General features: G+C 48.2%; 13 protein-coding genes. 9 read left to right on the top strand and 4 right to left on the bottom strand.

Features of this window, described 5'->3' with window-relative positions:
• Positions 1 to 285: 285 nt before the first annotated feature.
• Together Q1Q15_RS10025 and Q1Q15_RS10030 are read left to right on the top strand one after the other, a co-directional pair.
• A complete protein-coding gene (locus Q1Q15_RS10025) occupies positions 286 to 1,920 on the top strand; it encodes a bifunctional aminoglycoside phosphotransferase/ATP-binding protein (protein WP_300459118.1) in 1,635 nt (544 codons plus the stop codon).
• An 83-nt stretch (positions 1,921 to 2,003) separates the two neighbouring features.
• A complete protein-coding gene (locus Q1Q15_RS10030; RefSeq protein WP_300459121.1) occupies positions 2,004 to 2,987 on the top strand; it encodes a universal stress protein in 984 nt (327 codons plus the stop codon).
• Positions 2,988 to 3,074: 87 nt separating this feature from the next.
• Here the strand turns inward: Q1Q15_RS10030 and Q1Q15_RS10035 are convergent, their stop codons facing one another.
• Positions 3,075 to 3,425 (bottom strand): LysR family transcriptional regulator, encoded by a 351-nt coding sequence (locus tag Q1Q15_RS10035; protein ID WP_300459124.1) that lies wholly within the window; start codon positions 3,423 to 3,425, stop codon positions 3,075 to 3,077.
• Positions 3,426 to 3,567: 142 nt separating this feature from the next.
• Here Q1Q15_RS10035 and Q1Q15_RS10040 point away from each other — a divergent pair, with 142 nt between their 5' ends.
• From Q1Q15_RS10040 to cobC, 6 genes are read left to right on the top strand one after another with little or no spacing between them, the layout of a single operon-like run.
• The gene (locus tag Q1Q15_RS10040) at positions 3,568 to 4,449 is read left to right on the top strand and encodes a xanthine dehydrogenase family protein subunit M (RefSeq protein WP_300459126.1); all 882 of its coding nucleotides are present in this window, start codon (positions 3,568 to 3,570) and stop codon (positions 4,447 to 4,449) included.
• Between the two features lie 17 nt (positions 4,450 to 4,466).
• A complete protein-coding gene (locus Q1Q15_RS10045; RefSeq protein ID WP_300459127.1) occupies positions 4,467 to 4,949 on the top strand; it encodes a 2Fe-2S iron-sulfur cluster-binding protein in 483 nt (160 codons plus the stop codon).
• A complete protein-coding gene (locus Q1Q15_RS10050) occupies positions 4,942 to 7,302 on the top strand; it encodes a molybdopterin cofactor-binding domain-containing protein (protein WP_300459130.1) in 2,361 nt (786 codons plus the stop codon). The genes Q1Q15_RS10045 and Q1Q15_RS10050 overlap by 8 nt, the downstream gene beginning before the upstream one ends.
• Positions 7,303 to 7,307: 5 nt before the next feature.
• Complete coding sequence (locus Q1Q15_RS10055) at positions 7,308 to 7,580, top strand: ThiF family adenylyltransferase (RefSeq protein ID WP_300459133.1); 273 nt, start codon at positions 7,308 to 7,310, stop codon at positions 7,578 to 7,580.
• Positions 7,561 to 8,694, top strand: a complete 1,134-nt coding sequence (locus tag Q1Q15_RS10060) for a DVU_1551 family NTP transferase (RefSeq protein WP_300459136.1) — start codon at positions 7,561 to 7,563, stop codon at positions 8,692 to 8,694. The genes Q1Q15_RS10055 and Q1Q15_RS10060 overlap by 20 nt, the downstream gene beginning before the upstream one ends.
• Entirely contained in the window at positions 8,672 to 9,250 is a 579-nt protein-coding gene (gene cobC / locus Q1Q15_RS10065; RefSeq protein ID WP_300459138.1) for an alpha-ribazole phosphatase, read from the top strand. The genes Q1Q15_RS10060 and cobC overlap by 23 nt, the downstream gene beginning before the upstream one ends.
• Before the next feature lie 305 nt (positions 9,251 to 9,555).
• Here cobC and Q1Q15_RS10070 read toward each other — a convergent pair whose 3' ends face one another.
• Positions 9,556 to 10,197, bottom strand: a complete 642-nt coding sequence (locus Q1Q15_RS10070; RefSeq protein ID WP_300459140.1) for a YkgJ family cysteine cluster protein — start codon at positions 10,195 to 10,197, stop codon at positions 9,556 to 9,558.
• A gap of 398 nt (positions 10,198 to 10,595) precedes the next feature.
• Between Q1Q15_RS10070 and Q1Q15_RS10075 the strand changes: the two genes are divergently transcribed.
• Positions 10,596 to 14,042, top strand: coding sequence for a DUF748 domain-containing protein (locus Q1Q15_RS10075; protein WP_300459143.1), 3,447 nt, complete (start codon positions 10,596 to 10,598; stop codon positions 14,040 to 14,042).
• Between the two features lie 50 nt (positions 14,043 to 14,092).
• Here Q1Q15_RS10075 and Q1Q15_RS10080 read toward each other — a convergent pair whose 3' ends face one another.
• Positions 14,093 to 14,884: an SDR family oxidoreductase gene (locus Q1Q15_RS10080; RefSeq protein ID WP_300459145.1), complete on the bottom strand. Its 792-nt coding sequence runs from the start codon at positions 14,882 to 14,884 to the stop codon at positions 14,093 to 14,095.
• Between the two features lie 108 nt (positions 14,885 to 14,992).
• Entirely contained in the window at positions 14,993 to 16,108 is a 1,116-nt protein-coding gene (locus tag Q1Q15_RS10085) for a Coenzyme F420 hydrogenase/dehydrogenase, beta subunit C-terminal domain (protein WP_300459146.1), read from the bottom strand.
• Positions 16,109 to 16,112 lie beyond the last annotated feature (4 nt).

A 16,112-nucleotide genomic window follows, 5' to 3' on the forward strand; every position in this document is an offset into this window, starting at 1 on the left:
TGTGGGTTATAGCCATAATGAGACTTGCTGATGGTCCTGCTTCATGGTTGACAGACCCTGTAAATGACCGTATGATGAAGAAGATATGGAGACATGATACGTCATTGGCATCCGGCTGATCTTCACTTTTGACCCGTAATCGCACCGCAGATTTTTAATAAGGGTTACGTTCAGCAGGTTGATGATCAAATGAATTTGATTTTTTGAATGGTTCTCATTGTTTGAGGATGCATGCACTGTTCCGGTGGGTGTTTTTATATGGACAAAAGACACAAAGGAGCCGTTATGAACAATCAAATTCAACAACAAGTCTTCCAGGCCATGGAAAAATCTTCGTTTTACCCGCACTCAGTTTCCAATGTCCGACAACTGGATACGCATATTTCAAAAGTATTTTTAACGGGGCGATATGTTTATAAAATAAAAAAATCCGTTGACCTTGGATTCCTGGATTTTTCCAGCCTGGAAAAACGCCGTTACTATTGTTGCAGGGAAATTATTTTAAACCGCAGACTGACCCATGACACCTATCTGGATGTGGTGGTCATTACCCTGAACAAGGGGGTGATTTCTTTAGGGGGAAAAGGCACGCCCATAGAATATGCCGTCAGGATGCGTCAACTGAATGATTCAAACGCTTTACAACAGATGATCAAGGCCGGTGACATCAACAAAATGACCATGGTATCACTGGGTCGAATGTTGGCCCGATTCTACCTTCAGACCCCTGAGAGTGAATTGCTTCATACAGGGGAAGGGTGGGAAAATATTGATGCGGCCTGCAGGGAAAATTTCAGGCAGGTGGAAGCCTGCAGTCAAACCTTTCTGGATAAATCCATATGGGAAACTGTAAAGGGCGCAACCCTCTCCTTTTTAAAAAATCATCACCCGTATTTTAACCATCGACTAAAAATCGGTAAAATCCGTGACTGCCATGGAGACCTTCGAACCGATCATATCTATTTTACGGATACCGGCATCCAGATTATCGATTGCATTGAATTCAACGATACCTTACGCCACATAGATGTGATCAGCGATCTGGCGTTTCTTTTGATGGACCTGGATTTTAATGAAGCCCCCCATCTTGGAGATTGTGTTTTAAGTGAATTTCTCCGTCATACAAATGATGTGAATGCATTTTTAATGCTTGCCTTTTATAAATGCTACCGGGCTGTGGTTCGCTGCAAGGTCAATTGTATTCTTCTGCAATCACCCGGTCTGTCGAAACAAGAAAAAAAATCCGTTCATCTGGATACCATCAAATACCTGGATCTGGCATCTCAATATGCGCTCCAATTTTTCAGGCCCGGCATATGGGTGGTTTGCGGAAAGCCGGCAACAGGGAAAAGTACCATTGCAAAACGAATGTCAACGGTCCTTGGAATAAAACTGATCCGGTCCGATGCCGTACGAAAACAGATTTTCAGTCTGGGGCCCCATGAAAATGGTGTTGAAATTTTTGGGAAAACGCTCTATTCATCTTTGGCCACCTCGCTGACCTATGGCAAGCTTTTATGCCGGGCAGGAGAGGAGATCGAAAATGGACGGTCCGTCATCCTGGATGCGACCTACAGCGAATCAAAGTACCGCAGGGAAGTACTCCAGCTGGCCAGGGATAAAGGGGCTAATCCCATTTTCATAGAATGCACAGCCCAGGACGAAATCATTAAAGCGCGGTTGCTCAACCGGCAGTTTCATCCTTCAATTTCAGATGCCCGGATTGATGATTTTGAAAAACTCACGGCCCGGTATGAACGGTTCCGGTATACCGGAGAGGCACTTCACATCCGGGTGAACACGGGTTTGCCCCTTGAGGATATCCTAATAAAAATTCTGATTCAGGCGTTTCGCATTGATGCAACCCCCCTGGTTGACATCCCTCAAATCGTACCCAACATGTCTCATGATCGGATATAGGACGGTTAAAGGAGGCGCAACATAACCGTCGCAGGATGCCAAACAGTGTCTATAACCTCAATGATTGATATAAGGAGGGTGTCATGTTTAAGAACATTCTGGTTGCAACAGATATGGTCACTGGTGTGGATGCACCGGTATTGACGGCCTTTGATCTTGCCGGACAATATCAGGCAGGGCTGACCGTCCTTCATGTTCTTGAGTCTGCTGCCAAGGACAACCGTAAACAGGTTAAACATTATAAAACAGGTGATGACATTACCGTTAGTCCCGGCTATCTGGCACGGGTGGAAAATGAACTTCACGACATCTACACGGGTGCGTTAACAAAATCCAGTCGGGTCAAAGTCACCCTCCGAACAGGGTTCCCGTGGAAAGAAATACTGGGTGTGGCCAGGGATGTGGATACGGACCTGATCATTCTGGGGCCGCATTCCGGTCAGGCCGAACAAAAAGGCGTTGTAAGGGTGGCGGGGAAAATAGGGAGTACTGTCCAGGAAGTCATTGCCCGGGAAAACTGTCCGGTGATGATCATTAACAAGACCCTTTCAAAGGAAAAACTCAAATTCCGGAAAATAATTGTGGGCATTGATTTTTCCATGTCCTGCGAATGTGCCCTTTGTTTTTCCGTCAAATTATCCCGGAATTTCAGCGCCATCCTTTATCCATTTTTCATGATTCCAATTCCGCCATATCCAAAGTATACCCGATCCCACTACACGGCAGACAAGGACGCGTTAAAACAAAAACTCCAAGATTTTTGCGATATTTATCTGGATGGAACAGATCATGAATATAAAATCTGGGGGGGAGGACTGCCACACGAAGAAGTGCTCAATTGTGCCCGAAAAACAGATGCCGATCTGATCATCCTTGGATCGCACACAAAAATGAGTACTGGAAAATGGTATGCCGGCAGTGTTGTAGAACATGTCAGCTTTAAAGCAGATTGTCCGGTTCTGACCGTGAATGACCCCAACGCCCTTAAAAAGTGGGACGATATAAAGCTACCGGCTTCGAACGGTGAAACCCCCATGGACCGATCCATTCATCTGTTCCATGCATAACCGGGATACGGTTATTAACCAAGCCCCGGCATGCTAGGCGCCAGCTCAATTCCAGGGACCACCGGAACCTGTTCTACACAGGCGTGCTTATCCCAGATAAATGTCCTTGAAAATTTTTCCAGATACATCATTGAGCCGCACCTGGAGCTGTTTAAATCGGTGTACCATGACTTTCGCTTCAGGTGTCAGAATCGACTGGCCACCTGAAACTCCGCCTTTTTGGCGGATCAAAAGGGGCTTTCCCATTCTTTGCTCAATCTTTTTGAGCCGTCCCCACATGGATCGGTATCCCATGCGCATTGATTTTGCCGCAGCACTGATGGAGCCATAGTTTTCAATGGCTTCCAATATCTTGAGCTGACCTTCTCCAAACAGGGTTTCCCCTGTTTCACATTCAATCCAGACTTTTATACGAACCCTTGTGTTTGAATTCTCCATGGCATTGACAACCTTACCCTGGAATGCTGCCTGTGTCACTCAAAAATTTTTCAAAGCGATATGTTTGTGTTGACATATCGCTTTTTCAATGATATTTCCGTAACGCATTATGCAATTTTTTCATTAACAAAAGGGGGATTTTATGCTGTTACCCAAGTTTGAATTTTATGAACCGACCTCCATTCAGGAGGCCATAGACTTAAAGAAAAAATACCGTGGAAAAGCAAAACTGATGGCCGGGGGGACGGATCTCCTGGTCCATCTTAAGAAAAAGTTAGTGACCGCAGACCACCTCATCAGCCTGGCAAAAATCAAAGAATTATCTCAAGTCCAACAAGCGGGGGATACCCTTAAAATTGGTACCTGTGTTACCATGTCACAACTTTCCAAATCAGCGGTCATTCAGGAAAAATTTGGTGCCATCAAGACTGCCAGCGACAATCTGGGCACACATTTGATCAGAAACAGGGCAACCCTTGGCGGAAATGTCTGTAATGCAAGTCCTGCCGGCGAGGCCCTTCCTTCTCTCATCGTGTATCAGGCACAGGTGCGTTTACAGGGACCCGAAGGAAAACGCAAGATACCTGTTGAATCTTTTTTTAAGGGCCCGGGCAAAACCGATATTCATGAAGGGGAAATATTGGTTGGTTTTCAACTGCCCCTGCCGGAAAAAAACTATGGTGCCCACTATCTCCAACTGGGAAAACGGAAATCCTCGGAAATCAATGTCGTCAACGTGGCCGCCTTCGTTGAAATCAACCCGGCTGATCAGACCGTTAAAACAGCCAGGATTGCCCTGGGATCCGTAGCGGCAACTCCGATCCGGTCTTTCCATGCAGAAGATGTATTAACGAACAAAGCCCCAGGCGAAGCAGTGTTTTATGAAGCCGGAGAAGCAGCTCGACATAAAGACTGCCAACCCATTGATGACTTCCGAGGTACGGCAGCGTACCGGAGGGCCATGATCGGTGTATTGACCAAACGAACCCTTGAAACTGCCTGTAAACTGGCAATGGCCCAATAAACATTCAGGAGAATTCAATGAAAAAAATCGTAACCCTAACCATAAACAAAGAACACTATGAAGTGGCTGTTGAGCCGAATCGAACCCTTGCCGACCTTCTTCGGTATGACCTTGGACTGACCGGCACAAAAAAAGGATGTGACACGGGCGATTGTGGCGCCTGCACGGTTGTGCTGGATGGTGATGTGGTCAATTCCTGCCTTGTCCTTGCACTTCAGGCAGACAACACAACCATTGAAACCATTGAGGGATTGAGCAATGAAGACGGACTGCACCCCCTGCAGGAAGCCTTTGTTGAGAAAGGGGCCATTCAATGCGGATTTTGTACGCCCGGTATGATCATGTCCGCAAAAAACCTTCTGGATAAAAATGGCAACCCAAGTGACACGGAAATCAGGGAAGGCCTTTCAGGAAATCTTTGCCGCTGCACAGGATATACAAAAATCTTTGAAGCCGTTTCATCTCAATGTTCAGACAATCAAGGAGGTTCCAATGAGTAAATTTGATGTCATCAACAGCTATGCGCCTCGAATTGACTGTCCGGATAAGGCAACGGGAAAAGCCATTTTTACCGATGACCTCTCCAAACCTGGAATGCTTTATGGTGCCATGCTGCAAAGTCCCCATGCCCACGCAAAAATTCTTTCCATTGACACCTCAAAAGCAAAAGCGCTTGAAGGGGTTAAAGCCGTCATCACATCCAAAGAAACCGGGAGTGTTAAGTATGGCGTCAGCCCGGCGCGTTACGATGAAACAATGTTTGCCACGGACAAAGTTCGATATGTCGGTGATGAAATTGCAGCGGTTGCCGCCACCAGCCTTGAAATTGCATTAAACGCCGTCGCATTGATCCAGGTGGAATATGAAGTGCTGCCGGCGGTATTAACGGTGGAAGATGCCATGAAAGAAGGGGCTCCCCAACTCCACGAAGCGTTTACCAACAACCTTTGCGCTGAAGTTCACCAGGAATTCGGCAATGTGGAAGAAGGGTTTAAGCAATGTGATATTATTAAAACCACCACCATGAAAAACAAACGCCAGGACGGCGCCTTTATTGAAATGCAGGCCTGTATAGCAGAATACGACAGAAGGGGCACGCTTACCCTGACCACTTCTACCCAGGTACCGCACTATGTTCAGAGAACCGTTGCCATGGTCCTGGGCATGGACGTTGGAAAGGTAAGGGTTATAAAGCCATACGTGGGAGCCGGTTTTGGTATCAAGGCCGCGGCAAATCACCAGGAATTGGCCTGCTGTTTTCTTGCCAGGATGTTAAAAAAACCAGTTAAAATGAATTATACAAGAGAACAGGTTTTCATGTATGGCAGGGCCCGCCACCAGTTCAGCCACACCATTACAACCGGTGCAAAAAAAGACGGCACTCTGGTGGCCCTGAAACATGAATGTTATCTGGACGGGGGTGCCTATACCAGCTTTGGCATTGCCACGGTATACTATACCGGTTCCCTTCTTGCAGGTCCCTATAAGCTGCCGAACATGAGTTATGACGGCTACCGGGTATACAACAACAAACCCGCCTGCGGTGCTCAAAGGGGACATGGTGCCGTGATTGCCCGGGCTGTTTTTGAGCAGCAAATGGACATGATTGCCGAAGAAATCGGCATGGATCCCCTGGAACTGCGCATTAAAAATATGATGAATACCGGTGATACCACCTGTAACGATCTGAACATGAGTTCCTTTGGTATGTCAGAATGCATTGAAGCGGTTCGGGACGGCTCCGGATGGGACAAGAAAAAAGGAAATATGCCCAAAGGCAAAGGCATTGGAATGGCCTGTGGATTTTTTGTGTCCGGTGCCGGATTCCCCATCTACCGATCAGATACCTTTCACGGCACCGTCATTGTCAAATTAACAGAAGACGGTGGCACAGCACTAGTTTACACCGCATCCGCGGAAATTGGCCAGGGATCGGATACGGCGTTTGCCATGATCGTGGGGGAAGCCTTGGGTATCCCCCTGGAAAATGTCAGACTGGCTTCCGGAGATACGGATATGGGCGTTGACCTGGGGGCCTATTCCAGCCGTCAGACCCTCATGACCGGCCATGCAGCCAAAGAGGCCGGCGAACATGCCAAACAACAGGTCTTGGAAGTATTGGCAGAGCAGCTTGACACGCCCCTGGAAGACATGGATATCAAGAACGGATGTATTGAATTCAAAAACCAGACCCCGGATTTTTCCGCTTTAAGAACCCGGTATATCAAAGAACACAGGGGATGGACCGATAATCCGGAATCTGAAAAACTCACGTTTAAAGAAGCATCAAGGATCGCTTTCCTTGAAAAAGGATCCATTGTCGGGACGGGTAAATATCGACCCCACTGGCTTGGCGGCAAATTCAAGGGAGCAGCCGTTGGCACCTCTCCTGCTTATGGATGCAGTGCCCAGGTGGCGGAAGTCACCGTTGATATGGAAACCGGCCAGATAACCATTGATAACATCGTGGATGCCCATGATTGCGGGAAAGCCATCAATCGGAACTCCGTTGAGGGCCAGATGCAGGGATCTATTTCCATGGGAATCGGGGAAACCATGCATGAAGAAGTTATCTTTAATGATAAAGGCCAGGTACTGAACAGTGATCTGGCTGAATATAAAATCGTGACCGCCATGGACATGCCCCCGGTCAAGGCCATCGTGGTTGAAAGTGATGAGCCCAATGGACCCTACGGGGCAAAAGAAGTCGGGGAAGGGGCCATCATGCCCACCATCCCGGCTATCCTGAATGCGGTGTATGATGCCACCGGTGTCAGGATGAATGAACTGCCCCTGACACCGGAACGGGTGTATACAGCCATTCAGGCATACAAGGAACGATCAAACGCCTGAATCCCATGAGATATATCAGACAAACAACCCTTCCCCAGATCGGCACCAACGGTCAGACAACGTTTTTTAGAGCATCTGTTCTGATTGCAGGTGCCCGGGGACTGGGTTCTATATTTTCCTATTATCTGGCAGTTGCAGGTATTGGGAATCTCATCAAGGTAATCCATCTTAAAATCAGACCGTGTAAAAATGGGCCTTGGTGGATGCTGCTCAAACGGCAAAACCTGCCGGTATCCATCCTGCAATTTTGGGAAATAGATGATGAAACAGCAACTTAAAACAACCGCAGACGTTAGTCCCGTGTCAGCAGTTATCCTGGCGGCAGGGTTTTCCTCCCGGATGAAAGATTTCAAGCCCCTGCTGCCCGTCGGCGGCACAACAATGGTGGAAGCGGTCATCCACCTGTTCAAGGCCAATCAAATTACCGATATCATTGTTGTGACGGGCCATAATTCAGGTCTGCTTGAACCCTGTGTAAAAAATGCCGGGGCCCGTCCAGTATTCAATCCAGACTATGCTTCCGGGATGCTGACCTCTATTCAGAAGGGCATCAAAAACATCCGGCCAAACCATTCTGGATTTTTCCTTCTTCCCGTGGATATACCCGCCATCCGTCCTTCCACGATCTACCGAATGATTCAGGCGTTTCAAACAACCGCCGATCATGTGATAATGCCGTATTTCGATGCCACACCGGGGCATCCGCCCCTGATACCCTATCGGTTTAAAAAAGATATCCTGGAATTAAAAAACGGCGCTACCCTAAGGGATGTCCTCCTGTCCCCTGAAACCCCTGTGATGCGGCTGAAAGTTTGTGACCGGGGGGTTGTGATGGATGCTGATGATAAAAAAGGGTATAAACAGGTCTGTCGCAAACTTCGCGCCCAAAAGATTCCTGACAAGGAGGAATGCCTTGCCATCATCAACGAAATGCTGCCCGGGGAGACCCATATCCGAAAGCATCTGGCCGATGTCTCTTTTGCTGCCCTGAAAATCACCCATGCCCTCACAGACAAACTGAACACGGATCTGGTGATCGCCGCAGCAATGCTCCATGATATCAAACGAAAGGAAAAACACCATGCTGCTGCCGGCGCACGATTGATACAGGACATCGGATTCAGCGAAGTGTCAGAAATCATTGCCCAGCATATGGACATCCATGTTGATCCCACGACCCCGGTCAAAGAAAAAGAAATTGTCTATTTTGCCGATAAAATCTGCAATGGACATGGCGTTGACTTAAATTACCACAAACGGTTTGTAGAATGTATAATAAAATCACCCTGGGCCCGGACCAACATTTCAAGACGGTATGAAAATACTCGACTCATACAAGCCAGAATTGAAGCATCCGCCCAAAAACCTATTGAGGAAATCCTCTCCTGCTGAATCGTTAATTTTCCTGTTACGGCATGGTCAAATTCAAGGATCTGAAAAAAAACGATTCCTCGGGAGAACGGATGTTCATCTGGATCAGACCGGCATACACCAGGCGCTTTACTGGAAAAAGGCCTTCTCATCTGTAAGGGTTGAAACCATCTATTCCAGTTCACTGGAAAGGTGCGCGCATACCGCTGGGGTGATTGCCAATGGGAAACATATAACAACGGTCCCGGCATTAAACGAAATCAACATGGGGGAATGGGACGGCAAATCCTTTGATGATATCAAACAATCCCTGCCCCGGGAATTTGAAACCCGCGGCCGGATGATCGATCAGTTCCGCCCCCCCCGGGGAGAAAGCTTTCAGGACCTGCAGGAAAGGGTCTGGCCTTTTTTTGAAACCTTGAAAAAAAAACAGGCCGGGCATATCCTGGTGGTGACCCATGCCGGTGTGATCCGGGTGATGATGTGTGGTATCATGGGCCTGCATCTCAAAGAAATGTTCAAGGTCAAACTGGTTTATGGCCAGTTGTTTATCCTCTCTTTTCCAATTCCAAAATAACACAAAATAATTGTTGCTTTGATCCCGCCCTCCCATCTGTCAAACGATAAGCAGGTTCCTATTTGACCCCCCTTTTGCCCGGGTAACTTCATGCTCAGTTTTGTGTATTCGGGTATCAGGCACAGCTTCTTATTTATTCAGCTTTCGGACTTTAGCTTTAATCGACGAGGTCAGGCGTTTTTTATTGGAGGCTGAATCTTTTATCAGGCTCCATGCTTTTTATCACTATTTCATAACCGGACGGGTAAAAAGTGCCATAAGGAAAGCCTGACCCCAGGTAAAAATGGCCAACTCCGAAAGTTGAATTATTTAAATCGAAGCTTTATACCGGCACCCGCTTCCCTGATGCTAAACCCCAGAGGGATCAGCAGTTCAAAAATCGGGCGGCCAAAATAAAACAGTTCCTGGTCAAGGGAAAGGTGTAATTCACCCACAATCTTGATGCGATGGGCAATGTCTTTATTGCAGATCCGCTCAAGCTTTTTAACCGTCTTTTTGGTGGGGCGGGAGATTGCCTTGAAATCCGGCAGGGGAAACAACCCCTCATGGGCAATCAGTCTTTCTCGCATGGGATTGTTTTCTTTCACGATATCAAGCCTTGACAGAAGATCTTTGCCGGCAAGCTTGAGGCTTGCTTCTGTATCCCAGCACTTTAAAACACTGCAGGAAAAAGGGCGATGGGTGTATATCGTGCATCCATTGCTGTCTGTATCATAAAAGGTGCAGGCCCATGACCCTTTTGAGCCCTTAATTTTTAAAAATTCCGTTTTTACGGGTTCAATCCTGTTTGTCACCGGATGATGGACCAGTTCACCCTTCCGGATGGTGATCAGGTCTTCAATGGAGAGCAGTCCGTTTTCAATTAACGGCAGGTCCTGGCTGTGCAATGCAGGCCCGCCTTTTTCACAGCAGGTACCACAGCGCTTGCATTCCTTTTGATACGTCATTGGAAACATGTCCCGACAAATATTGTTTTTATTATGGCAGGCAATGCCGGCCATAGGCACCATTAAAAAAATATTTATATCGTTATTCGGTTTGTTTGTATAGCATTAACACTGACGGGTTGTGAAAAATTCACATTCTCCCCAAACCGTTACGCTGTAAACAGGCGTAAGGAAAGGGTTCAACGTCGGCTTTTGTGGGACATCTTCCTGCCGGCCACCTGGATCATGACGTGTCCAGGGCGGATTTCAGCGGCTTAACAATTTTCCTGCTTTTGTTGACAAAAAGAAACGGCCTATCCTATAAGATAATTACAAAAACAACCAATACCAAAGATTGAGATAACACGCTATATCTGTCCAGAATTTCCATCCGATGGGCACTATGGGAAAGGTAAACCATGCCGGATAAAAAAAACAATCAAGGTATCCCTGACAAAACATCCAGGACCTGGCGGCGGCTGTTTTTAAACCGCTGGCTGTTGACCGGGGTTACAGCAATTATGCTTTACGCCATGCTCGGTTTTGTTCTGGCTCCCCACCTGGTCACCAGCTACGTGACCCGCTTCAGCAAAGAAACGCTCAATCGCCAGGCCGCCATCGGAGAGGTCCGGGTCAACCCGTTTCTTTTCACACTGGATGCAACAAATTTTTCTCTCACAGAACCGGATGGCCATCCCATTATCGACGTCAAACGCCTTTTCGTCGATTTCGAGCTTTCCAGCCTTTTCAGCCGGGCCTGGACGTTTGCTGACATCCTTATGGAACAGCCGTCTGTGCATATCAGCATTGAACCGGACGGACACCTGAATCTGGCTTCCCTGGCCGACAGCCTGCCCAAATCCGAGGGACCGCCCCCTGAAAAAAGTCCCCCCCCAAGACTTGTGGTTCAACATGCCGAAATCGTTGACGGCAGCATTACCTTCAGCGACCTTGCCGATACAACCCCGGCGACAGAGACGTTCGCCCCCCTCAATATTGAATTCAAAGAAATATCAACGTTGCCTGATCAGCGAGGTCAATGCACCATCCATGCCGCCCTTCCCGGTGGCGGTGCAATAGGCTGGAACGGAAAAATATCCCTGCACCCTCTTTTTTCTGAAGGGCATGTGCGCATCACCGATTTCAAGCTGGCCACTGCGTGGAAATTTGCCCAGGACGAACTCAACTTGTCCAAACCAGAGGGCAATGTCAATTTCAATACCGCCTACCGGTTCGATCACCTGGAACAAACGCCTTGCCTGGTCTTGGAACATGGAAATTTTGAATTAAACGGGCTCAAACTGATCGAGAAACATCAGAAGACACCGCTGGTGTCCCTGGAGACCATCAAACTTTCCGAAATGGGTTTCGACTCAAAAAAACAATTGATTAAAATTCCCAAAACCCATGTGAGCAACGGCAGGGTAGCTGCATTGGTGGATAATAAAGGGGAGCTCAACTGGCAAATCCTGGTCACGGCAAAAAAACCATCAAAAAAAACAGCTCCGGTTGCCATGGCACCAACCAGCAATGCACAGCCATGGAAACTGAATGCCGATGCCCTGACAATTGAAAATATCGCGCTGGATTACAAGGACAATAGCCGTGTCAATCCCCTGGCTCTCAGGGTTGACCAATTTAATCTTTCCCTGAAAGCGGCAGCACAAATCGGCGGTAAAAATGCCAGGACAATCCTGGAAAGCCTCAAGGTGAGACTGACCGCGGTTGCTCTCTTGGCTGAAGGCAACGATTCGCCCCTCATCACGCTCGACCGGTTTGCCCTGGAGGACGGCAGGATCGACATTGGCAATCGTGCCATCACTATCCCGCTGATTGAAATAACCGGTGGCGGCGCCCACCTTGTTCGGGGCAAAAAAGGCCGAATTCATATTATCGAGGCCTTTGCCCCGGCTGACCGCGGCATGCTGAAGCGCAAAATCGCCATAACCGATGAAAACGCCCGGGCCAAAGGAAACCCCTGGTCCTTCCGTCTCGATTCATTTGAATTGAACGGCTTTGAGACGGCCCTGGTGGATCAAACCGTTTCTCCCGATATCCATTACACCCTGCAGGACATCCGCACATCCCTGAAAAACATCAGCAATGATGGAAAAACGCCCATTTATTTTGATGCCGGCCTCAAGGTCTTCCAGGGGGGCCAAGCCCATGTCAAAGGCCAGTTCGGCCAGACCGGTAACGCTGTCGATGCTACGGTCAAAATAACCGAATTAAACCTTACGCCACTTCAGCCGGCCGTGGCTGAATTCACAACGCTTACCCTTGAGTCCGGCAATGTCTCAGCCTCAGCAGACCTGGCATATCAGTCTGCCGAATCCGGTCCAAAGGTTCGTGCTGAAGCCACTGTTATGGTGGATGACCTCAAATTGAACGAGGCAGCCACGGGTGAACGTATCCTTGAATGGAAACGGTTGTCCGCCTCAGGGATGACGTTCGGACTCGCCCCAGATCAATTGAACATCAGGGAGCTCAAACTCATGGAGCCCGGGGCCAAAATGGTGGTTTTCAAAGACCGCAGTTTCAATCTCGCCAAACTGAGCAAATCCCCGTCTACAGCCGGCTCAAAAAAAAATCCCCGGGCCGCATCATCAAATCAAGCCGGCTTCCCGGTGCGCATCGATTCAATGCGATTGGAAAATGGGACGGTTGATTTCAGCGATCTCAGTCTGATGCTTCCCTTTATCACCCAGGTGACGGATTTAAACGGCGGCATTTCCAGTATCTCTTCTGCTCAACAAAATCGATCCGCCGTTCAATTTGAAGGCCGGGTAGACAAATTCGGACGTGCCACGATGAAGGGGAGCCTGCTCCCCTTCGCCCCCAAAACATTTACAGACCTCAACCTAGCATTTCAAAATGTAAAAATGACGTCACTCAGTCCATACACAGCAACCTTTGCCGGACGCAAAATATCGTCCGGTGCACTTAATCTCAACCTGGAATATAAAATTAACAACAGCGAGCTTCGCGGAGAGAACAGCGTGATATTGAACCGATTCTCCCTGGGCGAAAGGGTCGAGGCACCGAATGCTGTCAGCCTGCCCCTGGATCTTGCCATCGCCCTGCTGACCGATACCCAGGGAAAGATCAATATAGCCGTACCGGTGAGCGGCAATCTGGACGACCCGAAATTCAGTTACGGGCATGTGATCTGGCAGGCGGTGGCCAACCTGATCACCAAGGCAGTAACCGCGCCTTTCCGGGCCCTGGGGAATCTCTTTGGTGGGGAAAACAAGACGGTTGACGTCATCAGTTTCAATCCCGGCAGCCATCAACTACTGCCACCAGAACAAGAAAAGCTGCAAAAAGTGGCACAGGCCCTCAAAAATCGTCCCCAGCTCAAGTTGGTGGTGCTGGGCCGATTTGACGTTGAGCTTGACGGCAAAACCCTGCGGACAGAAAGGGTAAAACAAGCGTTTACAGATCAAATGGGCCAGGAAATCCCTGCGGACCAGGCAATAGGACCCCTTGTTTTCGATACGGAAAACGCCCATCTCGCGCTGGAAAAACTTATGGAAAAACGAAGCGGCCCCCAAGCGGTCTCAGAATTTCAGGCCCGCTATAAACAGGCGACAGCCGGGGAAGTTAACCCGGCAAATCCGGATACAGCCTTTTACCAGGCCCTTTTTGACGAGCTGGTCAAGTTGGAGCCCCTGGAGGAAGCATCCCTTCAGCGCCTGGCCCAAAGCCGGGCAAAAGTCATTGAAAAAGAGTTTAACACAACTTCCGGCCTTGATGAAAGCCGGGTAGCGGTCGGTGATGTGGCTCCCGTGGAAAAGCCAGAGAAAAAAAGGGTCAAAACCCGTCTCCAGCTTGACGTGTTAAAAGCCCCAGCACCTCACCAATAGGCAAAAGCAAAGGATATTTATGCGTGTGATCGATCCATACCTTTATTTTTTTACCAAACGGTTTTCATTCGACCACCATCGACAGATAATGATACCCCGGTAATATAAGACGCTGCTTCAGACAATAAAAAAGTAGCTGCTTTTGCAAATTCTTCTGGTTTTCCATAGCGTTTCCAGGGGATCGTAGAGGCGACCTGCTCACGCCGTTGTTCGAGAGTTATGCCGAACTGACTGGCCGCTTGAGCATCAATTGCAGAGAGTCGTTGCGTATCAATAAATCCAGGAATAATATTGTTAACGCGTATTTTGTCTTTTGCCAATTGTTGGGATAAACTTTTCACCAGACTGGTAACGCCCGAACGCATGACATTTGACAAGATTAAAACATCAATGGGTTCTTTTACTGAAGATGACGTAATCGTCAGGATTGAGCCTCCCCCTTGTTGCTTCATAGAGGGAATAACCGACCGCATCATACGCACGGCACTCATTAACGTCAGGTCAAAGGCTGCCTGCCAGTCTTTATCATCAAACTGATCAAACAACCCAGTGGGTGGACCGCCGGCATTCACCAGCAATCCGTTGATTCGCCCATATGTTTTGAGCGTATCTGCTGTCCATCGTTCAATGCTGTCGCCATCGGCAGCATCAAATACAAAAGGCGTTACATGACTGCTGGTTTCTTTACGAATTCTTTCGGCAGCCGCTTCAATTTGCTTTTTTGAGCGGCTGGCCATTGATACCTGGGCCCCTTCCCGCGCACATTGCCGGGCAATCGCATACCCCATGCCTTTGCTTGCGGCAGCAATCATTACAACTTTATTCGTTAAATTTAATTCCATGGTATACCTCCAGTTAAAACCGATATTCGACTCGCATCCCTTATAAATCAGTTCTCAAAAAATATCAAACCTGTACAGGAAATACAGGCATCGGATGTCTGGAAAGAATTATTTCATTAACTGGTCTATCACCGTATCCGGCAGAATGATGCTTGAACGGCCCTTATCCGGTGAAGTATTCAATTCATTTTGTTTTTTGGCTACCCGCAATGCTCTTTGTTTTTTCTTGCGTGCGGCCTGTTTTAAATGGGAAATGGTATCTTCCGGCATATCCTCCACAATAAGATAGCCTGATTCCCGGGCCTTTTCGACCATTTCCAGCCCCTTGTCTGACCGTATCAAGAGGGTATTCCAACCGGGCCGACCTTCAAACATTCCAACTGAAATATCCGCCCATTCAGATGTCAAATCTATACAATTGAAACAGCTCTGGTCTATGTAAGGCCGAATATCCTTTAACGGAATTTCGATCTTTTCGTCCGGGGTTTTTACAACAAACATATCCGCAGGCGGCGGTGGTATATCCATTCCCGTTATATTTTTTCCATTACATTTTTTTTCTAAAAAGGGTACAAACCGGGTGGGTGAAAGCGCCCAGTTACAAAACAATCCCACGGTAAAAATCTGACTGTGTTTGATCGCTTCAATGTCCAACTGGTTATAGTTCATTTGGGCGATGGCAGTCATTTGGCAGGGGGTTCCCACCATGCCTATCTTCCTATACCCCTCGTGAATAGCCTGATTCAATGCCGATACGGTTGGTGCGGCCGTGAATTTTGAACCCGCACAGGACAGGACCTCATCCACACGCGTAACAATTCGGGGCATTGGCCTGCCGTTCAGGCTATCGGTGAGAACGGCTGCATCGAAATAATCGAATGCCAGGCCAAACGCCATAACCGCACTTACGGTGCCCCCCCCCTGATAGGGTTGTTCCGGCAGGGCCCCACCCGCCCTGGCTGCTTTAATCGCCTTAAACTGACCAATCTCAAGGCCCTGATAGGGCTTTCCAAGAAGCTTTTGGGATAATTCTGCGTAGTCAACTTCAATTTTCGGACAATAGGCATGGCACCGACCCGTTTCAAGGTCGCATTCAAACACTTGCACCGTGTTTCCAAGATACTGTTTAAAATAGGGACACAAATTAATACATGCCCCACATCCACAGCATTTATCGGTCATTTGAACCCATTTGGTCAATTCTTTGGGCCCTTCAATTTTCATCTTA

Origin of the sequence: Desulfobacula sp. (assembly GCF_030145145.1) — a bacterium.
Taxonomy (GTDB): Bacteria; Desulfobacterota; Desulfobacteria; order Desulfobacterales; family Desulfobacteraceae; genus Desulfobacula.

Bases quoted from the DNA above. Each gene is read 5' to 3' on its own strand.
- Q1Q15_RS10025 (WP_300459118.1), top strand. From the start codon at position 286: ATGAACAATCAAATTCAACAACAAGTCTTCCAGGCCATGGAAAAATCT.
- Q1Q15_RS10030 (WP_300459121.1), top strand. From the start codon at position 2,004: ATGTTTAAGAACATTCTGGTTGCAACAGATATGGTCACTGGTGTGGAT.
- Q1Q15_RS10035 (WP_300459124.1), bottom strand. From the start codon at position 3,425: ATGGAGAATTCAAACACAAGGGTTCGTATAAAAGTCTGGATTGAATGT.
- Q1Q15_RS10040 (WP_300459126.1), top strand. From the start codon at position 3,568: ATGCTGTTACCCAAGTTTGAATTTTATGAACCGACCTCCATTCAGGAG.
- Q1Q15_RS10045 (WP_300459127.1), top strand. From the start codon at position 4,467: ATGAAAAAAATCGTAACCCTAACCATAAACAAAGAACACTATGAAGTG.
- Q1Q15_RS10050 (WP_300459130.1), top strand. From the start codon at position 4,942: ATGAGTAAATTTGATGTCATCAACAGCTATGCGCCTCGAATTGACTGT.
- Q1Q15_RS10055 (WP_300459133.1), top strand. From the start codon at position 7,308: ATGAGATATATCAGACAAACAACCCTTCCCCAGATCGGCACCAACGGT.
- Q1Q15_RS10060 (WP_300459136.1), top strand. From the start codon at position 7,561: ATGATGAAACAGCAACTTAAAACAACCGCAGACGTTAGTCCCGTGTCA.
- Q1Q15_RS10070 (WP_300459140.1), bottom strand. From the start codon at position 10,197: ATGACGTATCAAAAGGAATGCAAGCGCTGTGGTACCTGCTGTGAAAAA.
- Q1Q15_RS10075 (WP_300459143.1), top strand. From the start codon at position 10,596: ATGCCGGATAAAAAAAACAATCAAGGTATCCCTGACAAAACATCCAGG.
- Q1Q15_RS10080 (WP_300459145.1), bottom strand. From the start codon at position 14,884: ATGGAATTAAATTTAACGAATAAAGTTGTAATGATTGCTGCCGCAAGC.
- Q1Q15_RS10085 (WP_300459146.1), bottom strand. From the start codon at position 16,108: ATGAAAATTGAAGGGCCCAAAGAATTGACCAAATGGGTTCAAATGACC.